The 18,075-nt window shown below is 71.6% G+C and carries 10 protein-coding genes and 1 pseudogene; 7 read left to right on the forward strand and 4 right to left on the reverse strand.

Annotated elements, in window-relative coordinates; translation table 11 throughout:
• Positions 1–34 precede the first annotated feature (34 nt).
• Positions 35–2,326: a serine/threonine-protein kinase gene (locus JO379_RS30425; protein ID WP_209517960.1), complete on the forward strand. Its 2,292-nt coding sequence runs from the start codon at positions 35–37 to the stop codon at positions 2,324–2,326.
• Between the two features lie 151 nt (positions 2,327–2,477).
• Here JO379_RS30425 and ltrA read toward each other — a convergent pair whose 3' ends face one another.
• A complete protein-coding gene (gene ltrA, locus JO379_RS30430) occupies positions 2,478–4,223 on the reverse strand; it encodes a group II intron reverse transcriptase/maturase (protein WP_307842134.1) in 1,746 nt (581 codons plus the stop codon).
• 720 nt (positions 4,224–4,943) lie between these two features.
• Here ltrA and JO379_RS30435 point away from each other — a divergent pair.
• From JO379_RS30435 to JO379_RS30445, 3 genes are all read left to right on the forward strand, one after another.
• Positions 4,944–6,110 carry an NAD(P)H-dependent flavin oxidoreductase gene (locus JO379_RS30435; protein ID WP_130880974.1) on the forward strand — a complete coding sequence of 389 codons (1,167 nt, stop codon included), beginning with the start codon at positions 4,944–4,946 and terminating at the stop codon, positions 6,108–6,110.
• Positions 6,111–6,124: 14 nt separating this feature from the next.
• Positions 6,125–7,684 (forward strand): acyl-CoA synthetase, encoded by a 1,560-nt coding sequence (locus tag JO379_RS30440; protein WP_209517962.1) that lies wholly within the window; start codon positions 6,125–6,127, stop codon positions 7,682–7,684.
• Between the two features lie 137 nt (positions 7,685–7,821).
• Positions 7,822–8,421 (forward strand): hypothetical protein, encoded by a 600-nt coding sequence (locus tag JO379_RS30445; protein WP_307842188.1) that lies wholly within the window; start codon positions 7,822–7,824, stop codon positions 8,419–8,421.
• Between the two features lie 73 nt (positions 8,422–8,494).
• Here the strand turns inward: JO379_RS30445 and JO379_RS30450 are convergent, their stop codons facing one another.
• Complete coding sequence (locus JO379_RS30450; protein ID WP_209517965.1) at positions 8,495–10,915, reverse strand: penicillin acylase family protein; 2,421 nt, start codon at positions 10,913–10,915, stop codon at positions 8,495–8,497.
• Between the two features lie 135 nt (positions 10,916–11,050).
• On the opposite strand from JO379_RS30450, the pseudogene JO379_RS30455 reads away from it, so the two are divergent.
• Positions 11,051–12,591 (forward strand): annotated as a pseudogene (locus tag JO379_RS30455) (fatty acyl-CoA synthetase).
• 27 nt (positions 12,592–12,618) lie between these two features.
• Here JO379_RS30455 and paaK read toward each other — a convergent pair.
• Both paaK and JO379_RS30465 read right to left on the reverse strand, forming a co-directional pair.
• Positions 12,619–13,926 carry a phenylacetate--CoA ligase PaaK gene (gene paaK, locus JO379_RS30460; RefSeq protein ID WP_209517967.1) on the reverse strand — a complete coding sequence of 436 codons (1,308 nt, stop codon included), beginning with the start codon at positions 13,924–13,926 and terminating at the stop codon, positions 12,619–12,621.
• A 117-nt stretch (positions 13,927–14,043) separates the two neighbouring features.
• On the reverse strand, positions 14,044–15,381 hold the full coding sequence (locus tag JO379_RS30465; protein ID WP_165451659.1) for a cytochrome P450: 1,338 nt from the start codon (positions 15,379–15,381) through the stop codon (positions 14,044–14,046).
• Between the two features lie 253 nt (positions 15,382–15,634).
• Between JO379_RS30465 and JO379_RS30470 the strand changes: the two genes are divergently transcribed.
• Together JO379_RS30470 and JO379_RS30475 are read left to right on the forward strand one after the other, a co-directional pair.
• The gene (locus JO379_RS30470) at positions 15,635–17,062 is read left to right on the forward strand and encodes a cytochrome P450 (RefSeq protein WP_165451658.1); all 1,428 of its coding nucleotides are present in this window, start codon (positions 15,635–15,637) and stop codon (positions 17,060–17,062) included.
• A gap of 82 nt (positions 17,063–17,144) precedes the next feature.
• Positions 17,145–18,065 (forward strand): terpene synthase family protein, encoded by a 921-nt coding sequence (locus JO379_RS30475; RefSeq protein ID WP_209517969.1) that lies wholly within the window; start codon positions 17,145–17,147, stop codon positions 18,063–18,065.
• Positions 18,066–18,075: the final 10 nt, after the last annotated feature.

Here is an 18,075-nt window from a genome sequence, read left to right on the forward strand (position 1 = left end):
GCACAGCGAATTCGACGGGGGCGGCGGCACACCGATGGCGGACACCAGGCTGATCCAGGGCCGGTACCAGCTGCTCGACCTGATCGGGCGGGGCGGGATGGGCGAGGTGTGGCGGGCCCGCGACGAATCGCTGGGCCGGCAGGTGGCCGTCAAGTGCCTCAAGCCCATGGGGCCCCACCACGAGCAGTCGTATCTGCGCGTGCTGCGTGAGCGGTTCCGGCGCGAGGCCCGGGTCGCGGCCGCGCTCCAGCACCGCGGCATCACCGTCGTCCACGACTTCGGCGAGTGCGAGGGCGTGCTGTACCTGGTCATGGAGCTGCTCGACGGCCGCAACCTCAGCCAGCTCCTGGAGGACCACCGGCAGCGCCCCCTGCCCGTGCCCGAGGTCGTCGACATCGCCGAGCAGGTCGGCGCCGCCCTGGACTACACCCACCGGCAGAGCGTCGTGCACCGCGACCTCAAGCCCGCCAACATCATGCGCGTCGCCGACGGCACCGTGAAGATCTGCGACTTCGGCATCGCCCGCCTCGGCCACGACATCGGCTTCACCAGCCGCCTCACCGGCACCGGCATCGCCATGGGCACCCCGCACTACATGTCGCCCGAGCAGATCGGCGGCGGCAACGTCGACCACCGCAGCGACCTGTACTCGCTGGGCTGCGTCCTCTACGAGCTCGCCACCGGTGCACCGCCCTTCGACATGGACGACGCCTGGGCCGTCCTCGTCGGCCACCGCGACACCCGGCCCGAGCCGCCGCGCGAGCGGCGCCCCGAATTGCCCGAGGCCTTCGAGCGGATCGTCCTGGACCTGCTCGCCAAGGAGCCCGGGGACCGGCCGGACGACGCCGGTGAACTCGTCCGGCGGATCGCGCGGCTGCGCGCGGCGGGCCGGCCCGGCGGGGTTCGCGGGGACGCGCCGCAGCGGACGCTGCCCGAGGGCAGGGTCCGGCCGGTCCGGGCGTCCGTCCGGCTGCCCGAGCCGCCCCGGCTGCCCGGCTGGGCCAGGGACATGACCACCGGTTCCAAGGCGGTCGGCACCGGACCGCTCCAGCCCCCGCCGCATCCCGCCGTCGCCCTCACCGGCTCCTGGACGGGGGCGTGGAACGGCGTCACCGATCCCCGCCGCCCGGCCGCGGCCGCCGCCGGCACCGAGCGCCCGCCGCCGCCCCCCGAGGTCCTCGCCGAGCTGGCGAGCCGGCACAGCGCCGGGCTGAGCCTGGCCCGCCTCGGCCGCTGGGACGAGGCCGGGAAGGTGCACCGCGGTGTGGCCGCCGAGCGCGAGCACGTCCTCGGTCCGGACCACCCCGACACCCTCGCCAGCCGGTACGAAGTGGCCTTCACCCTCAGCCGGCTGGGCCGTCCCGCCGACGCGCTGCGCGAATACGCCCAGGCGGCGGACGGCCGGGAGCGGGTGCTCGGCCCCGACCACCCCGACACCCTCGCCGCCCGCCAGGAGATCGCGTACGTCCTCGGGCAGCTCGGCCGTCACTTCGAGGCCCATCAGGTCTACGCCGATGTGCTCGCCGCCCGGGAGCGCACCATGGGCGCCGACCACCCGGACACGCTGCGCTGCCGTCACAACCTCGCCTACAACCTCAGCAGACTCGGGCGGCTGGAGGACTCCCACCGCATGGCCCGGGACGTGGCCGCGGCGCGCGCCCGTGTGCTGGGCGCCGAGCACCCCGACACGCTCGTCACCCGCTACGAGGTCGGTTACGCGCTGGGCCAGTTGGGCCGCTGGGCCGAGGCGCTGCACACCTACCACGAGGTGGCGGCCGCCCGGGTCCGGGCCCTGGGGGCCGACCATCCCGACACCCTCGCCGCCCGCTACGAGGCCGGTATCTGCCTGGGCCGGCTCGGCCGCAGCGCGGAGGCCCTGGCGCTGTACCGCGACCTCGTGGAGGTCCGCACCCGCGCGCAGGGAGCGGACCATCCCGACACCCTGCGTGCCCGGCACGGGCTCGGCGTCAATCTCGGCCGGCTCGGCCGCTGGGAGGAGGCCCTCGCCGAGGCGCGCGACGTCTGCGCGATCCGCGCCCGGGTGCTCGGTCCGGAGCACCCCGACACGCTCGTCAGCCGCCGTGAGGTCGCGGTCGGGCTCGGCTGGCTCGGCCGCTGGGCCGACGCGCTCGCCGTCTACCGCGAGGTCGCCCAGGCCCGCCAGCGGGTCCTGGGCGCCGATCACCCCGACGCCCTGGCCAGCCGGAACGACGAGGCCCACTGCCTGGAGCAGCTGGGCCGCTCCGCCGAGGCCCACGAGCTGTACCGCCAGGTCGCGGCGCTGCGCCAGACCCGCTCCCCGCACGGGGCCCACCACCCGCGGTGACACCGGGGGGCCGTGTGCGGCGGCCCCGAGCGGGCGTCGATCTGACGAAGCAGTCGGGTAGGACCGGCCGGTTGCCCGGACCGGTCCCCCCTCAGAACCGGACGTGCGCCTCTCGACGCATCCGGCTCAAGCGGGCCATCGGCGTGCTCAGTCATGGCTGTTTCTCCAGTTTCCGGGGCTGGTGGTCACTGGCGTGGTGTCGCCGGTGACATTCCGCGTGGATGAGTTCAAGGTTCTTCTTGTCGTCCGAGCCGCCCTGGTGCCGGTGGACGACGTGGTGGACGTGTGTCCCCCGCGTCGCTGCCGTGAACCAGAGCACCCATTCGCGGGTGCTCTGGGGTTCGTAGCTGTCACCGGCGACCAGGTCGTGACCACAGCGGGGGCATAGGCCCCTCTGTCGCACCGCCAGGAGGACGCGGTTCTTTCCGTCCGCCTGCGGGTGCGGGCGACTTCGTCGCCTGGCCGCCCAATACGTGGTCAGGGTCGGGTCGTCCTTCGACGCCGGGCCCTTGACGGACACGTGCCTGACAATCTTGGTCTCGGCGAACTGGTGGAGTCTGTCACCGGTGTCCCGGTCGCCGAATATCCACCGGTTCTGACTGCCCGGACGGAAGGTCCCCCAATACCGGGCGGCGATCCATCGGCCGCCCTTTTTGCGGTGCCTTCGCTTAGCCCATCGCCACAACAGTTCCCACATGTAGTGATCGAGCTTTCCGAACGTTTCCTTGGAGACGACGGCGCGATAGTAAGTTGACCATCCCCGGATGATCGGGTTCAACCGGTGGATTACCGCCGCCACCGGAGCGCCCGCCATCTGCCGGACGTTCTTCTTCATCTCGCGTTTGCATCGGCTCACGGCGTCCGGGCTCGGCTTGATGATCATCTTGTCGTTGAACCGGCGGACGTTGAAGCCGAGGAAATCGAAGCCCTCTCTGAGGTGGACCACCTTGGTTTTCTCCTCATTGAAGGCCAGTCCCCTGGGCCTGAACCATTCCTCCAACCGCGACTTGACGTCCTCCGCCTCGCCCTCCGTGGCGCACAGCGCCACGAAATCGTCGGCGTACCTCACCAGGACCGGAGCCACACGCCCCGCATTGGACTGCGGATTCGCCACGGCTCCTGCCGCCTCACCCATCCCGTGCAGGGCGATGTTGAGAAGGAGCGGGCTGATGACTCCCCCCTGCGGAGTTCCTTCCTCCGTTGGGGCGAACCTTCCGCCCTCCATAACCCCCGCCTTGAGCCATCGCAGGACCATGCCCCTTCCGGGAAAGCCCCCGATCGCCCTCATCAGGTGTCTATGGTCGATCCGGTCGAAGGCCGCTGACAGATCCGCATCGAGGACCCACAGCCTCCGCGCAGACTTATGTGCGGAGACGTTGAAGATCGCTTGGATGGCATCGTGGCAGCTCCGCCCGGGGCGGAAGCCGTAGCTCCGCGCCTCGAAGCGGGCTTCCCATTCAGGTTCCAGTGCGTTTTTCGCTCTGGCCTGGTGGACCCGGTCCCTGATCGTGGGGATTCCGAGTGGCCGCTTCTTCCCGTTCGCCTTCGGGATGTATACGCGTCTGACCGGCTTGGTCTTGAGCCCGGACTCGGAGGCGATCTCCGCGACCAGTTTCGCCCTGCCCTGATGGGTCAGGGCGCGCTCGCCGTCAACGCCGGCCGTTGCCTTCCCCGTGCTGCGCTGGGTCACCCTGCGCACGCTAGAGAGCGTGTTCGAGTGGGAGCGCAGCATGAGCTTCTGAAGGTTCCGGACCCGTTTGAGGTCCCCTTCCTGGGACGCCTTGAAGATCCTCTGTCGCAGACGCACGACGTTCCGCTCGGTCTCGGGCCAGTTGATCCCGGCCCAGTACCGCTCGAACTCGTCCGAGGTTCCGTTCCCTGGTTCGAGGACGGCCACTCCGTCAGTTTCCAGCGTTTCCACCCCACCCCCAGCATCTAACTTGCACCCCGGTTGGTGCTTCCGGCAGTTCCACTTCTTCGGCCTACCTGTTCCGCGTCAGCTCCCTTTCGGGCCCGGCATCCACCGGTATCCGCCGAGTTATGAACGGCGAAGGAGTCTCCGTGATCCGCTCGTTTCCTCTGGGCTTTCGCCTGGCAGCATTCGCTTCTCGGAACATCCTGTCCCGCAAGGGAGTTGGGCCTCGGTTGCCTTTGGCTTACCGGCCTAGGCCGGACCCTTACGGGGTTTCCACGTTTCACCGCAACAAGATGCGACCGGTGAGGAAGCCCCCTTTGCACCGAGGTCAGCGGTGATCCAACACCAGGCTCTGAAGACCCGATGTCCGCTTCGCGCCTCTCAACGCAGGACCCTTCCGCCGCCGATTGCAGACCATGACGCGACGTGAGATTAACGATGCGTAAATACAGGGGTTCACTCTCGTTCTTCCTTCCGGTCTTCCCCTTGCCTGTGGCTCACGATGGCCCGCGAACCCTTGGGCGTGAATCCCCGTGCTCGACACCCCGCCGTTGCCAGCGACGCGCCCGGGGGCAGGGACCGGCCCTGATCACTGGCCGGAGGTCATACCGACTCCTTTTCTGACCTACTTGTTACGGCGACCTCGTGTCGCACTCAGAAAGTCTCTTCCCTCGCCCGGCCCGTTGCGGCATCCTGCCGCCCATGCAGACGGAGTTGAGCCAGCAGCTGGGCATCGAGCACGCCGTCTTCGGCTTCACGCCCTTTCCCGCGGTCGCCGCGGCCATCTCCCGGGCCGGGGGCCTCGGCGTGCTCGGCGCGGTGCGCTACAGCACCCCCGACGACCTCGCCCGGGACCTCGACTGGATGCAGGAGCACACCGACGGCAAGCCGTACGGCCTCGACGTCGTCATGCCTGCCACGAAGGTCGAGGGCGTGACCGAGGCCGACGTCGAGGCGATGATCCCGGCCGGGCACCGCCGGTTCGTCGCGGAGACCCTCGCCCGGTACGGCGTGCCCGAACTCCCCGACGGCGAGGCCTCGGGCTGGCGCATCACCGGATGGATGGAAGAGGTCGCCCGCTCCCAGCTCGACGTCGCCTTCGACTACCCCGTCAAGCTGCTCGCCAGCGCCCTCGGTCCGCCGCCCGCCGACGTCGTCCGGCGCGCCCACGACCACGGCATGCTCGTCGCCGCGCTCGCGGGCAGCGCCCGGCACGCCGCGCACCACGTCGCCGCCGGCATCGACGTCGTCGTCGCCCAGGGCTACGAGGCCGGCGGCCACACCGGCGAGATCGCCACCATGGTGCTGACTCCGGAACTCGTGCGGGCCGTGGCCCCGCTGCCCGTCCTGGCCGCCGGCGGCATCGGCTCCGGCGAGCAGATCGCCGCCGGACTGGCCCTCGGCGCGCAGGGCGTCTGGCTCGGCTCGATCTGGCTCACCACCGAGGAGGCCGAGCTGAACTCCCCGGCGCTGACCGCCAAACTCCTCGCCGCCGGCTCCGGCGACACCGTCCGCTCCCGCGCCCTGACCGGCAAGCCCGCCCGCCAGCTGCGCACCGCGTGGACCGACGCCTGGGACGACCCGGCGGGCCCCGGCACGCTCCCCATGCCGCTCCAGGGGCTGCTGGTCGCCGAGGCCGTCTCCCGTGTGCAGCGGTACGAGGCCGAGCCGCTGCTGGGCACACCCGTCGGCCAGATCGTCGGCCGGATGACCGCGCGGCGCAGCGTCCAAGCCGTCTTCGACGACCTGACGACGGGCTTCGAGCATGCCCTCGACCGCCTGGAGCGCATCGCCGGACGCGCCGCCGCCACGGACACGGGAACAGGCACGGGCACAGGCACGGACACGGGCACGAGCACGGACACCTGAGGAGGAGCACCGCCATGGCAGACACCCTCCAGCACCCCAACGGCTTCTGGGCACAGGCCACCGCGGACCCCACCCGGTGCGTGCTCGTCGCACCGGACGGCCGGGAGTGGACCGCGGGCGCTCTGCACGCCGCCGCCAACCGGCTCGTGCACGGGCTGCGCGCCGCCGGGCTCCGGCCGGGCGCCGCCTTCGCCGTCGTCCTGCCCAACGGCGTCGAGCTCCTCACCGCCTACCTCGCCGCCGCCCAGGCCGGGTTCTACCTCGTCCCCGTCAACCACCACCTCGTCGGCCCGGAGATCGCCTGGATCGTCGCCGACTCCGGGGCCGAGGTCCTCATCGCGCACGAACGGTTCGCCGCCGCCGCGACGGCCGCGGCCGACGAGGCCGGCACCCCCGCGGACCGCCGCTACGCCGTCGGCGGCATCACCGGCTTCCGCCCGTACCCCGCCCTCCTCGACGGACAGCCCGCCACCCCGCCCGCCGACCGCACCCTCGGCTGGGTCATGAACTACACCTCCGGCACCACCGGCCGCCCCCGCGGTATCCGCCGCCCGCTGCCCGGCCGGCCGCCCGAGGAGTCCCACCTCGGCGGATTCCTCGGCATCTTCGGCATCAAGCCGTTCGACGGCAACACCCACCTCGTCTGTTCGCCGCTGTACCACACGGCCGTCCTCCAATTCGCCGCCGCCTCCCTGCACATCGGGCACCGGCTGGTGATGATGGACAAGTGGACGCCCGAGGAGATGCTGCGCCTCATCGACGGCCACCGATGCACGCACACGCATATGGTCCCCACCCAGTTCCAGCGGCTGCTGGCCCTGGAGGAGCCGGTCCGGGCCGCGTACGACGTCTCGTCGATGCGGCACGCCGTGCACGGCGCGGCCCCCTGCCCCGACCACGTCAAACGGGCGATGATCGACTGGTGGGGGCCCTGTGTCGAGGAGTACTACGCCGCGAGCGAGGGCGGCGGCGCCTTCGCCACCGCCGAGGACTGGCTGAAGAAGCCCGGCACGGTCGGCAGGGCCTGGCCCATCAGCGAACTCGCCGTCTTCGACGACGACGGCAACCGGCTGCCCGCCGGTGAACTCGGCACCGTCTACATGCGGATGACCACCGGCGGCTTCGCCTACCACAAGGACGAGGGCAAGACGGCGAAGAACCGCATCGGTGACTTCTTCACCGTCGGCGACATCGGCCACCTCGACGCGGACGGGTACCTCTTCCTCCGCGACCGCAAGATCGACATGATCATCTCGGGTGGCGTCAACATCTACCCCGCGGAGATCGAATCCGTCCTCCTGGCCCATCCCGCCGTCGCCGACGCCGCCGTCTTCGGCATCCCGCACGAGGAATGGGGCGAGGAGGTCAAGGCCGTCGTCGAACCCGCCGGAGGCCGGGCACCGGACGCGGCGCTCGCCGCGGAGATCCTCGCCCACTGCGAGGACCGGCTCGCGCGCTACAAGCGCCCGAGGTCCCTCGACTTCATCGCCACCATGCCCCGCGACCCCAACGGCAAGCTCTACAAGCGGCGCCTGCGCGCACCGTACTGGGAAGGCCGGGAGCGCTCGGTCTGACCCGCCCGATCCCGCCCCTCCCACCCGGACCCGGCCCCTCACGCACCAATCCCGGCCGCCTCGGCCCACGAGGTTCCGCTCTCCTCCCCGGCTCGCTAGACATGTCCGCTGTCAGCCATCAACAGGAGGAAAACACTGTGAACGGCTTCGTCACCAAGAGCGGAAAAGCCCTGCTCGCCCTGTCCGTCACCGCCGTGCTCGGCGTCACGGGCATGAGCACCGCCCACGCGGGCCCGGCCGCCACGGACACCGGGCGCGGCCAGTCCCCGGCCGGTGCGCCGCGCACGGCCGCCGAAGCGGTGCGGGCCGAACTGGGCAAGCGCGCGACGGCCGGACCGGACGCCCGCATCGTGTGCTACCGCGCCCATGTCGCGGGCATCGGCTGGCAGTCGGCCGTCTGTGACGGCAGCATCGCGGGCACCACGGGCCAGAGCAGAGCCATCGAGGCCCTGGAGGCGGCCACCGGCAACGTCGGCGGCCTGTGCCTCAACGCCCATCTGCAAGGCATCGGCTGGCAGGGCACCCGCTGCGGCGCGGATTACACCAACGTCGTGGTGGGCACCACGGGCCAGTCCCGCCGGATGGAAGCGCTCTCCGTCAGCGTCAACTCCGGATCCGTGGCGGCCCGGGCGCACGTGCAGAACTACGGCTGGCTCGGGTCCGTGCGCGGCAACCCCGTCACCGTCGGCACCACCGGCCGCTCGCTGCGGCTGGAAGCGGTCCAGCTCTGGGTCTGACCCGCGCCGGGACCATGGCGAAGGGCGCACCGCGCGATGCCGCGCGGTGCGCCCCCCTCGCGTTCGGAGCGGATCAGCGCTCGCTCACCCGCACCACCTTGAGCTTCGGCGACGCGAGGATGTCCTTCTCACAGAACCGGCTCGTGACCATGCGCCCCGCCGAGTACAGCTCGGTCTGGTCGCTGTAGTGCGGCGAGAGCGGGTTGGAGGACTGCCCGTAGGTCAGCAGCGTACGGGCCACGGGGCAGCCACTGCCGTCGAAGCCGACGGCTTGGATGTAGCTGGAGCCGTGCACCACGTCGTGGTAACCGCCGCGCTGTGCGTCCCAGCGGGCGGTGATCACGTTCCAGATGCCCAGCTCGTGGGCGCCGCCGGAGAGCGGGATGCGCTTGCCGTTCCGCACGACGAACTGGTGCTCGCCCCACGGGGCGTCCAGCGCGATGCCTGCCGCGCGCAGCTCGCCGACCGCGTCGGCCAGCGCCCTGGCGAAGCCCGGGTCCGCGGTGTTGAGGGTGTTCGGGGTGGTGACGGGGGCGGCCGCCGAGAACGGCACCCGCCACAGCCGCTGCTCCGGAACGGAGCTGACCAGAGCGCGCCAGAAGCGGTCGAAGAGCAGCGCGCCCCTGCTGCCGGCCCGCACGGTCCGGTCCCAGCCGGCCAGCACGTCGCACGCCGCCGAGACGTCGACGGCCTTGCCGTTACTGCCGGTGGCCTTGCCGCCCGGCAGCGCCGCGCACGCCTTCGCCGCGTCCTTGGCCGCCAGATCACCCGCGGGCGCCCGGTTGGCGAACTCCTGCCGCTGAAGGTCGGCCACCTTCAGGTTGCCGCGCTTGGCCATGGCCGCGACGTCCTCGATGACACCGCGGGTGCGCACCGAACGCGTGGTGCCGATGTCGCCGAAGATCCTGGGGTAGCCGGTGAGCGGCCGGTCCGCGTTGGCGAGCCAGGCGCTGTCGTTGGCGTTCTCGGCGTACGGGGCGTCGACCAGCGTCGGCATCGCGGCCGGGCCGAACGTCCCGGGCTGCAGTGCGTCGGGGTCGTTGCCGAGCGCACAGTCCCGGCGCGAGCCGTCCAGCACCGCGAGGCCCGAGGCCGGGAAGACCTGCCGGCCGAGCGGCGTGGAACACCGCTTCGCCAGCTCGTCGGTGACCCGCGGCAGCACCTGCGACTGGGTGTAGAGGCTGTGGCCCCGGGAGTCGGCGGCGATGGTGTTGACCCACGGCAGCCCCTGCGTGCGGCGCAGCGCGTCCTGGACACCGCGCACCCCATCGGCCTTGCTCAGCGCCAGGAAGGCGTCGGTCACCCGCAGATTGTCCGTGCTGGGGTCGACGAGCGTGTGGACGGAGCCGGCCGTCCACGGCAGGGGAATGTCCTCCATGCTGGTCGTGACCGGACCGAAGCGGGTCCACCACTGGGTGCGGGTGACCTCGGTGGTGCGGCCGTCCTTGCCCCGCACCGGCACGGTGACCGCGCGCTTGGTCATGCGCTCGCGCTTGCCGTCGACGAGGTAGGAATACGGGTCGCCGGGCACGGTCTTGAGCTCGTACACACTCATGGCCATGCCGGTGGCGACCGTATAGTTCCAGGCCATGTCCGCGTTGTGGCCGACGGTGACGATCGGCACGCCGAGCAGCGAGCCGCCCGCGACGTTCAGCTCGCCGGGGATCGTCAGCTGCGTCTGCCAGAACCGGGCGCCGCCCTGCCACGGGTAGTGCAGATTGCCGTGCAGCAGGCCGCGTCCGTCGGCGGTGGTGGAGCCGGAGAAGGCGACCGCGTTGGACCCCATGGTGTTGCCGCGGCGGACGAGGAGCTCGCGGGACGCCTTGGCCGGGTCGAGAGCCCCGGCGGTACGGGCGGGCTTCTTGTCCTGCGGGCGGGGGGCCGTGGTGCCGTCCACGACCGCGCCGTGGCCGGCCAGCTGCGTGATCGCGTGGAGGCGTCGCGCCACGTCCGGGGTGGTCACCGGGCGGACCCAGTCCGCCGTGCGGCAGGCCGGGTCGGTGATCTTGTTCTGCCGCAGCCAGGCGTTGTACCCGGCGGCCCAGCCGCGCATCAGCTCCTTGGCCTGCCGGGTCGGACCGAGGGGCGCGGGCCGGTCGAGGAGCTTCTCCACGGTCCTCGCGTCCCGCAGCCCCCGGAAGTGCAGATCGCTGGAGAGGTTGGTGGCGGCCGCGGACAGCGAACGGTCGGGCGCGGCGTCACCGCCGAAGTGACGCGAGCGGTCGCCGCGCAGGGTGACGAACCCGTCGGCGAGGGTGCACACCTGGTCGGTGGCCTGCGCCCAGCCCTGGCCGAACCCCAGCTGCGCGTAGTCCTTGCCGGTGATGTGCGGGATTCCGTACTCGGTGTAGCGGATGACGGCGGACAGCCCGCCGTCCGACGGTCTGTCCGTGCGGTCCGGGGCGGCTGCCGAGGCGGGCAGCGCCGTGGCCGCGGTCAGCAGCGCCAGCCCCCCTACGGTCAGCGCGCGTAAGCGGTGACGGAAGTGCACCATGAACTCCCCTATGAAGAACGGAGAAACGGTTGTCTGCGAGGGGTCAGACGCAGCCGCCGCGCCGTCAGTTGACCGTCTCGTGCGTGTTCTCCGGTGCCCTTGACGCGGGCCCCGGCGCGCCCGCAGGATCCGGCCATGCCTACACGGCCTTCAGCTCGCGAGAACACGGTGGACGGCGTCCTGCGACGCAGCGCCCGGCGGGTACCGGGGCGGACCGCCCTGCGGTACGGGGAGCGCGTCTGGACGTACCGCGAGCTCGACGAGGCGGTGACCGGCGCGGCCCGGGTGCTGCTGGAGCACGGCCTGCGGTCCGGTGACCGCGTCGCCGCCTACGGGCACAACTCCGACGCCTATCTGATCGGCTTCCTGGGCTGTGCCCGCGCCGGGCTGGTGCACGTGCCCGTCCACCACCACCTCACCGGCGAGGACCTGCGCTACCTCCTCGAACAGTCCGGCGCCGCACTGGTGCTCGCCGACCCGCTGCTCGAACACCGGCTGCCGGGCGGCGTGCGGGCACTGCCGCTGCGCGACGCCACCGGCTCCCTGCTGGAGCGGATCGAGGCCCCGCCGGGGACGTTCACGGTCCTGGCCGGCGGCCCGGACGAGGGCGATCTCGCGCAGCTGCTCTACACCTCCGGCACCACCGCGCTGCCCAAGGGCGCGATGATGACGCACGGCGCGCTGCTGCACGCCTACACCAGTGCCGTCCTGGCCCTCGACCTGAAGGAGACGGACCGGCCTCTCCACGCGCTGCCGCTCTACCACTCGGCGCAGCTGCATGTCTTCCTGATGCCGTACCTGGCGGTGGGCGCGGAGAACACCGTCATCGACGCCCCCGATCCGTACCGGATCCTCGAACTCGTCTCCGCCGGGCACGCCGACAGCTTCTTCGCCCCGCCGACCGTATGGATCGCACTGGCCGGCCACCCGGGTTTCGCCACCCGCGACCTGAGCGCCCTGCGCAAGGCGTACTACGGGGCCTCCGTCATGCCCGCCCCCGTCCTGGAACGGCTGCGCGCCCGTCTCCCCGGCCTCGCCTTCTACAACTGCTTCGGGCTGGGGGCACCTCCCGGACGGAGTCCGGGGGAGAGATCGGCCCGCTGGCCACGGTCCTCGGCCCGGACGAGCACGAGGGGCGGCCGGCGTCGTGCGGGCGGCCGGTGCTGTTCGTGGAGGCCCGGGTCGTGGACGAGCGGGGCCGCGAGGTGCCCGACGGCACCACGGGCGAAGTCGTCTACCGATCGCCGCAGTTGTGCGAGGGCTACTGGGAGAAACCGGAGGAGACGGCAGAGGCCTTCCGCGACGGCTGGTTCCGCTCCGGCGACCTCGCGGTCCGCGACGGCGAGGGCTACTTCACCGTCGTCGACCGGGTCAAGGACGTCATCAACTCCGGCGGTGTGCTCGTCGCCTCCCGCCAGGTCGAGGACGTCCTCTACGGACACCCGGCCGTCGCCGAGGCGGCGGTGATCGGGCTGCCGGACGAGCGGTGGATCGAGGCGGTCACGGCCGTGGTCGTCGTACGCGACAAGGTCGGCGAAGCGGAGCTGATCGCCTACGCGCGCGAGCGGCTCGCCGCGTTCAAGGCGCCCAAGCGGGTGCTGTTCGTGGACCGGCTGCCGCGCAACGCCAGTGGGAAGATCCTCAAACGGGAGCTGCGCGACCGCTTCGGCTCGTGAGGGCCCGCCACCGGCGCACGGCGTGGATCACGACGGGCTCTTCGGGCGCAGGTCCACGATCCGCTTGAGCTTGCCCACCGACCGCTCCAGGGCCCCGGGGTCCACGATCTCGACCGCCACCGAGACCCCGATCCCGTCCTTCACCCGCCGGACGATGCCGGAGACCGCCGCCGCCCGCTGCTCGGGCGTCGCCCCCTGACGCGCCTCGGCCCGCACGGTGAGGTGGTCCAGCCGTCCCTCGCGGGTCAGCCGCAGCTGGAAGTGCGGGGCGATGCCGGGGGTGCCGAGGACGATCTCCTCGATCTGCGCGGGGAAGAGATTGACCCCACGCAGGATGACCATGTCGTCGCTGCGGCCGGTGATCTTCTCCATCCGGCGGAAGGCGGGGCGGGCGGTGCCGGGCAGCAACCGGGTGAGATCGCGGGTGCGGTAGCGGACGACGGGCATGGCCTCCTTGGTGAGCGAGGTGAAGACCAGCTCGCCGTGGCCGCCCTCGGGCACGGGCTCGCCGGTGAGGGGATCGACGATCTCCGGGTAGAAGTGGTCCTCCCAGATGTGCGGGCCGTCCTTGGTCTCCACGCACTCCTGGGCGACGCCGGGGCCGATGACCTCCGAGAGCCCGTATATGTCGACGGCGTCGATGGCGAAGCGGTCCTCGATCTCCCGGCGCATCCCCTCGCCCCACGGTTCGGCGCCGAAGATGCCGACCCGCAGCGATGTGGACCGGGGATCCACGCCCTGGCGTTCGAACTCGTCGAGCAGCGTGAGCATGTAGGACGGCGTGACCATGATGACCTCGGGCCGGAAGTCCGAGATGATCCGCACCTGGCGCGCGGTCATGCCGCCGGAGGCGGGAATCACCGTACAGCCGAGCCGCTCGGCACCGTAGTGCGCGCCCAGGCCACCGGTGAACAGACCGTAGCCGTAGGCCACGTGGACCTTGTCGCCCGGCCGCCCGCCGGCGGCGCGGATGGAGCGGGCGACGACATCGGCCCAGGTGTCGAGGTCCCGCTCGGTGTAGCCGACGACGGTCGGCTCGCCGGTGGTGCCGCTGGACGCGTGGACGCGCCGCACCTCCGCCTGGGGCACGGCGAACATGCCGAAGGGGTAGTTGGCGCGCAGATCGGCCTTGGTGGTGAAGGGGAACAGCGCCAGATCGGCGAGGCTGCGGCAGTCCTCGGGGTGCACCCCGGCCGCGTCGAACGAGCGCCGGTAGAAGCCGACGTGGTCGTAGGCGTGCCGCAGCGTGGAGCGCAGCCTGTTCAGTTGCAGCGCCGCCAGCTCCTCGTGCGAGAGCCGCTCCGCCGCGTCGGGAAGTCCCCGGGAATCCGTCATGCGCTCCACCGCCCCACCGAGCCGACCGATCATTCGGTAGTCACCTGTGTGATCAAGTAACCAGCAGCCCGGGCGGTAGTCAAGGAGTGCGACGCCGGGAGTACCCATGACGCGGCCCTAGGACCGGTGACGCGGCACGAGGCTCAGTCCCGTGGGGCTGGGGACGGGCTCCCTCACCGACACTCCCACCCGCAGACCGGGCGGCCGGTGAAGCCGCCACCGCCCGCCCACCGCCACCAGTGTCGCCATCATCACCGCGCAGGCGAAGTTGTCCCCGACGCACTTGAACCTGCCCCCGCCGAACGGAACGAACGCGTGCCGCGCCGGTTCCCACCCGCTCCCCGGCAGCCACCGCTCCGGCGAGAACGCCGCGGGCCGCGGACAGAAACGGGGATCGGTGTGCAGCGAGTGCTGGCTGTAGGCGGTGTCGGTGCCGCACGGCAGCATCACCCCGCCCAGCTCCACGGCGGCGGTGGTGCGCTGCGTCACCAATTGCACCGAGTGCAGCCGCATCGCCTCGTACATCACCGCCCGGGTGTAGGGCATCCGGTTCAGCTCCGCCATCGTCGGAGGGCCGTCGGCCGGCACGCCGATCTCGGTGAGCATCCGCTCCTCGGCCCCGGGGCGCAGCGCCAGGTGGAACCACGCCCACGCCAGCGTGGCCGGCACATTGGCCGCCCCGCCGATGAGCATGGCGATGACCTCGTCGCACACCAGGTCGTCGCTCAGCGGCCGGCCGGTGTCGGGATCGCGCGCCGCCAGCAGGCACGCCACCATGTCGCCCTCGCTCCGCGAGCTCTGCCCCCGGCAGGCGGCCACCGCCTCCGCCACCACGGCACGCATCCCGGCCATCGCCTCGTCGCCGCGCCGCACGAAGGGCAGGGGCAGCCGGTCCACCACCTTCGGCATCATCGGACGTTCCACTGCGGCCTTCTCGACCACCGGCAGCACCCGGTTCAGCTGGGCGAGGACTTGGTCGGTCATGCGTCCGGAGAACAGCGTCTCGGCCGTCACCGCCACCGCAAGGCCCTTCAGGGCGTGCAGCACGTCCACCGGCCTTCCGTCCTCCCAGGTCGCGCAGAGCTTTTCCGCCTGCCGGTGGATCGCGACCAGGTGCCGTTCGATATGCGCCGGGGTGAACGCCTTCTGGATGGTGCGCCGTTGCCGGTGGTACAGCTCCCCGTCCGAGGTGATCACACCGTGGCCCAGCAGGGGCACCATCCGCTGGAACTGCTTGCCCCGCCCGAAGCTGCGCCCCTTGGACGACTGCACCTGATGCACCAGGGCGGGGTCGGTCACCACGTACACCGGCGCGGTACCCAGCCGGATGCGCACCAAGGGCCCGACCTGTCGCAGCGACTCCAGGAAGCGCAGCCGGTGCCGGACGAGCCGGTGAAGATGCCCCACCCCCGGCAGTCCGCCGGGAGCGGTGGGTACGTCACGGATCGTGTTCACACGCCGCCCCTTCGTGCCGTGTCCTGCCCCTGACCGCACCACTGTGCCCATCCAACTGCCGCCCCGGGAAGGCGTGCCGCCCCCTCCGGCCCGCGCCCCTCACGTGCTCCCTCGCACGCTCTTACCGAGCGGACCGACCGGCGCCAGCATGGAGGGCCGCAGGGGCCCTGTCGTGCCTTTCCCCCTCCCGGAGCATGCGCTTTCCCTCCGGGAGGGGGACCGGAAGAACCGGAAGAACGGAAGAAGGGGCCATATGTCCGCGCCCGCTCGCACCGTCATCCCGCCCATGGCCACCCAGGCCCTCCCGCTCCTGGGCCATACGCTGCCGATGTGGCGCGACCCCATGCCGTTCCTGCTGGAACAGCACGCTCTCGCCCCCGTGGTGCGGCTGCGCCTCGGTCCCAAGCTCGTCCACCTCGTCACCCGCCCCGGCCCGGTGCGTCAGGTGCTGGTCACCGAGCAGCACCGGTTCGACAAGGGCGGCCCGTTCGTCGACGCGGCCCGCACCCTGATCGGCGACGGACTCGGCACCTGCTCGGCGGAGGACCACCGCTATCAGCGGCCCCTGATGAACGAGGCGTTCCGCCGGCCGTGCATCGACTCCTACACCACCGCCATGGTCGAGTGCGCCGAGGACATGGTCGCCTCGTGGCAGCCCGGTCAGATCGTGGACGTGTGCCGGGAGATGCGCCGGCTGGCCTGCCGGGCCCTGACCCGCACCCTGTTCTCCGACCCCGCCCAGGCGCGGCTCACGCTCGAGATCGAAGAGGCCTACACCGTTCTGATGCCCGGCATGTGGTGGCAGATGGTCATCCCCGTGGGCCTGGTGCACAAGGCCCCCCTGCCGGCCAACCGCCGCTTCGCCAGGGCCCGTGTCACCGCGCGTTCCCTGATCGGCCGGATGGTCGCCGCCTACCGGGCCCGCGGAGCCGGCCTGGGCGACGGCCTCTCCCTGATCATGTCCGCCAGGGACGAGAGGGGACGGGGCTTCACCGACGACGAGGTGTGCGACCAGATCGCCACCCTCATGATCGGTGGCATCCCCGCCACCGCGGACCTGCTGGCCTGGTTCTTCTGCGTCCTGTCCCAGGACGGCACCGTGGAGAAAGAGCTGCACGGGGAGGCGGATGCCGTACTGGGCGGGCGCGCCCCCGCCCACGACGACGTCTCCCGCCTGCCCCGCCTGGGCCGGGCCCTGACCGAGACCCTGCGGCTGTATCCGTCGGTCTCGGTCCTCAGCCGCAAGGTCACCCGGCCCGTCCGCCTCGACGGCGCCGCTCTGTCGCCGGGGGACGAAGTCATGTTCAGCCCCTACTGCCTGCACCGGGACGCCGACGTCTTCCCCGACCCCGAACGGTTCTGCCCCGACCGCTGGCTGCCCGGCCAGGTGCACCAGGAACAGCGCGAGGCGTTCATCCCGTTCGGCTCCGGCACCCGCAAGTGCATCGGCGACACCTACGGCATGACCGAGGCCACGCTCGCCGCCGCGGTCGTCATGTCCCGGGTCCGTCTCGCGAAGGTGCCCGGCACGCCGGACGCGGCGCCACTGCTGCGCATGACGCTCTCACCCGTCCCCTTGAAGCTGACGGTCGAGCCACGCGGCATCCGAGACCAGGGACACCAGGAGGCCGCCGATGGAACCACAGCGCTCCGCTGCCCCGTCCACCCTGCCGCCGACTGATCCGCCGCACCCGGCGGCGGGGCTCCGCGCACCCCGCCTCTGGTGCCCCGTCGCCCCGGCGTGCCACCCGGACGAGAAGGAGGTGACCGAGCAGACCGTCACCTGGATGCGGCGCTTCGGCTACATCACCACGCCCGCCGAGGAAGTCATGGCCCGGGAGGCCCGGTTCGGTGAACTGGGCGCGCTGACCTACCCGCACGGCGCCCTCGAGGGATCGGTGCTGGCCGCGCAGCTGATGGTGTGGCTGTTCCTCCAGGACGACCGGTTCTCCGAACGGGCACCGGCGCAGGGCAGGATCGAGGAACTGGCCGAGCACATCCTGTGGTCACAGCGGGTGCTGCACAGCCATCGGGAGAACCCCGCCGTGCCCGAGCCCTACCTGGAAGCACTGGTGGACCTGCGCGGCAGACTGGCCCGTATGGCGGCCGACCCCGAGCAGGTGGAGCGGTTCGCCGACGGCTTCAACCGGTATCTGGGCGCGGTGGCGGCGGAGGCGATCTACCGGGCCAAGGGCATCGCGCCCGACCTGGGCCAGTACCTCCGGCTCCGGGAGTCCACCATCCTGATGCGCGGGATGTGTTTCGTCATCACCGAACTGGCCGACGACTGCTATCTGCCGGGCCCGGTGTGGGCGAGGCCGGATGTGCGCCTGTGCGAACAGGCCGCTGCCCGTGCCATCGCCTATACCCACGACATCCTCTCGGGCATACGCGAACTGTACTGGCCGGGCCACATCAACCTGATCACCGTATTGGCCGGTCACTACCGCTGCTCCCTGGCGCAGGCGCTGGACAGGGCGGTGGGCATGTGCGAGGCACAGATGAAGCGGTTCGACCGGCTGTCCAAGCCGCTGGCCGCGGAAGGGGACGCGGCGTTGGCCCGGTACGTCCGGGGCCTGGGCGCGTGGATCCGGGGCAACCTGGACTGGTCGATGAGCTGCGGCCGGTACCACGTGGCCGCGCCACAACCGCCCGGCGAGCTGCCCTCGCTGTTCGGGGGATAAGAGGACCGGC

The organism is Streptomyces syringium (assembly GCF_017876625.1).
GTDB lineage: Bacteria > Actinomycetota > Actinomycetes > Streptomycetales > Streptomycetaceae > Streptomyces > Streptomyces syringius.

Coding starts and splice junctions, on each gene's coding strand:
- JO379_RS30425 (WP_209517960.1), top strand. CDS start 35: ATGGCGGACACCAGGCTGATCCAGGGCCGGTACCAGCTGCTCGACCTG.
- JO379_RS30435 (WP_130880974.1), top strand. CDS start 4,944: ATGCAGACGGAGTTGAGCCAGCAGCTGGGCATCGAGCACGCCGTCTTC.
- JO379_RS30440 (WP_209517962.1), top strand. CDS start 6,125: ATGGCAGACACCCTCCAGCACCCCAACGGCTTCTGGGCACAGGCCACC.
- JO379_RS30450 (WP_209517965.1), bottom strand. CDS start 10,915: ATGGTGCACTTCCGTCACCGCTTACGCGCGCTGACCGTAGGGGGGCTG.
- paaK (WP_209517967.1), bottom strand. CDS start 13,926: ATGACGGATTCCCGGGGACTTCCCGACGCGGCGGAGCGGCTCTCGCAC.
- JO379_RS30470 (WP_165451658.1), top strand. CDS start 15,635: ATGTCCGCGCCCGCTCGCACCGTCATCCCGCCCATGGCCACCCAGGCC.